This window comes from Rhizobium sp. P1_E6 (assembly GCF_056405875.1).
This window is the reverse complement of sequence record NZ_JBFUBG010000235.1, coordinates 1-2070: the sequence shown is the minus strand read 5'-3', so window position 1 is coordinate 2070 and position 2070 is coordinate 1. Positions and strand designations below refer to the sequence as shown.

Here is a 2070-nt window from a genome sequence, read left to right as displayed (position 1 = left end):
TACCTGGAAAGCGGTGTGGGCAAGATCAATCCCTATTGCAGCGCCGAGGAACCGGCCCTTCGAGCCGCCGGCGACGGCGACATCATCGCCGGCTTTACGCGCATGATCGAGGCAAGTGCCGCCATCGGATGTTTCGAGCTCTGGGTCGCGCCCGGCAACTTCAAGTCCGAATATCGCGGCCGGCTGGCCAATGACCGCTTCCGCACCGATATCACCTGGGACGACCAGTTGATCGGCATCGAGAAGGTTCTGCAGAAGCTCGCGCCTGTTGCTCGCGCGCATGGCGCGCACGTGAACATCGAGACCCATGACGAGATCACCTCCTTCGAGATCCTGCGGCTGATCGAAAAGGTCGGCGCCGATTGCGTCGGCGCTGTCTTCGACACCGCCAATGGCCTGCAGCGAGCGGAGCATCCGGTCTTTGCGGCGAAGCGCCTCGCCCCCTTCGTCCGCCAGACGCATATCAAGGATGCCTATGTCGGCCGCGCGCCCGGTGGGCTCGACTTCCAGACCCGCCCCGTCGGCGGCGGTATCGTCGATTTCGCGACCATCCTCCCGATCCTCGCCGAGGCCAACCCCGCGCTCAACCTTTCGCTGGAAGTGGCGGCCTCCGTCGCCGACAAGCCGCGCAAGGCCAATCCACGCCAGTGCATCGAGATCGACGATCCCATCTGGCGCGCCGGCCATCGCGATCTCACTACCGAAGAGCTCGACGCTTACATGGCGCTGGTGGATGTCTACGAACAGCGTGTGGCATCCGGCGAGATCCCGAACWGGGAGGCCTATGAAGCCAGCCAGTACGGCTATCCGAGCTACGAACACCAGTCCTACGGCTTCAACGAAGCGATCGCCTTCATCAAGCAGTCGGCAAGTCACATCGAGACGATCTGCAGAGACAAAGGCATCACGCTGAATTCGGCAGCAGCGGACAAGAAGGCAGCCTAATCGGCTGAAATGACGGCGGCTTCGGCCGCCTGATATCAACAGGTTATGGTGGAAACATCGAGTTGCGCACAAACATTCTTATGGAAAAAATTACGGCGCACCGATATCGGATATGTCACAGCTAGCGGTGATCCGGAGGCTGCCCCTGAGACTGGAGAGGAATGATGAAAAAGACGCGTCGTCAAAGCCTGAAACCGTCCACGGCCGCCAACGGCGCGGCGGACACTGTTGACAACGACGACGTGTCCGAACGCATCCGCAACACGTTGGCGGCGGCGATCGGCGAAGGCGCGCTGAAGCCCGGCACCAAGATCCTCGAAGAGGCGATTGCCGAGCATTTCGGTGTCAGCCGCACGGTGGTGCGCGGCGCCCTCGGCGTTCTCGAAAGCGACCACCTGCTGGAGCGGAAGAGAAACCGCGGCACCTTCGTTGCCGAACCCAGCATCGATCAGGCGAACAGCCTCTTCGAGGCCCGCCGCAAACTGGAAGGCTTGCTGCTGGAACTCGTCATCTCCAGGGCAACAGCCGAACAACTCGATGCCTTGCAGAACATGACTGATGAGGAAGAGCACATCCACCACCACGGCGACGAGAAATCCAAGACGGTGCTCTCCGGCAAGTTCCATATCGTGCTCGCCGAAACCGCCGGCAATCCGGTGCTAACGGAAATGCTGTCGAAAATCGTCGCCCGCCTGTCGCTCGTGATGTCGCTCTACGAGGAAGACCGCAAGGACGATTGCGGCGCAGACCACCATCGCATGATCGTGGTAGCACTGAAGGCCAGGGATTTGGCGAAGGCACAGCAGCTGATGGACCACCATCTGGCCGATATCGAGGGTCGCGTGCGGCTGACCGAGGGACAGGGCGACCGCCATACGTTCCTGGCGGTTCTTGAAAACTTCTCATAGCTCCAACAACGTGGAGCAGACAGCGGTCAACATTTATGCTCTTGAGGGGGCTTGAACGGGAGACGCCGTCATACCTATCGAACGCTTGCCTCAAATGCGCCAACAACGGTCATTCTCAGTTATCGTGTGTACTTAGTCCATTGACTTGAACCTCTCAAAAATCAGCGCCCTAAGCCAACGATGCACGGGGTCCGCATCCATCCGCGGGTGCCATGCC

2 protein-coding genes are annotated in these 2070 nt (G+C 60.4%); both read left to right on the top strand.

The genetic code is table 11. The annotated features are described in order from the left end of the window. On the top strand, positions 1–945 hold a 945-nt coding region (locus AC1D35_RS35715), incomplete at its 5' end, for a sugar phosphate isomerase/epimerase family protein (protein ID WP_477942698.1). 164 nt (positions 946–1109) lie between these two features. Further along, entirely contained in the window at positions 1110–1853 is a 744-nt protein-coding gene (locus AC1D35_RS35710; protein WP_446983673.1) for a GntR family transcriptional regulator, read from the top strand. Positions 1854–2070: the final 217 nt, after the last annotated feature.

Bases quoted from the DNA above. Each gene is read 5' to 3' on its own strand.
- AC1D35_RS35710 (WP_446983673.1), top strand. From the start codon at position 1,110: ATGAAAAAGACGCGTCGTCAAAGCCTGAAACCGTCCACGGCCGCCAAC.